The following is a 667-nucleotide window of genomic DNA, read 5'->3' on the forward strand; positions in this document are numbered from 1 at the left end:
GGGCCTGCGCCAGATAGGCCGCGGCGGCCAGCTCCGTCTCCCGGTCGACCGGGTCGAGGTGCGCGGTCAGGGTCGCCGGGTCGAGGTCGGCGACGCTCACCTCGGGCCGGATCTCGGGCAGCCGGTGCACCAGTTCGCGGTCGTAGGTGTAGCCGCCGTTGACCACGCCCAGCCCGGCGGCCGACGCGATCGCCGCGACCTGCCGGAACTCCTCCACGCTGGACGTCACCAGCACGGTGCGGTGGGTGCGGGAGAACTCGTCGAGCGTGCAGTGCCCGTCGGTGGTCTCGAACGGCAGCCACGGCAGCAGCATCCGCAGGATCTCGTCGTCGTGCACGGCGAGCGACTTCACCGACAGGTGGTGCGCCTGGAGGAAGCGGTGCAGCAGCTCCGGGTCGCTGGCGGCGGCACGGGCGATCCAGGCGCGCAGCTGCTCGGCCAGCGCGTCCCGGACCGCGGCCAGGGTGTCGTCCTCGTACAGGGACTCGCGCGAGGCCGTGGGGCGCAGGCTCTCCGCGTCGACGACGCAGCGCACGAAGAACGCCCAGTCGGGCAGGATCTCCTCCGCCTGCTCGGACAGCAGCATGCCCTTGACGTGCACCCGGTGCCCGTGACGGCGCCCGGCCGGCACCGCCTCCGGCAGCACGCACGCGATGCCCCGCAGACC

At 73.6% G+C, this 667-nt stretch carries 1 pseudogene; it reads right to left on the reverse strand.

The features are described from left to right. Window positions 1–667 (reverse strand): annotated as a pseudogene (locus LPA54_RS34510) (HSP90 family protein); the annotation flags it as partial.

This window comes from Streptomyces sp. DH12 (assembly GCF_020873895.1).
Taxonomy (GTDB): Bacteria; Actinomycetota; Actinomycetes; order Streptomycetales; family Streptomycetaceae; genus Streptomyces.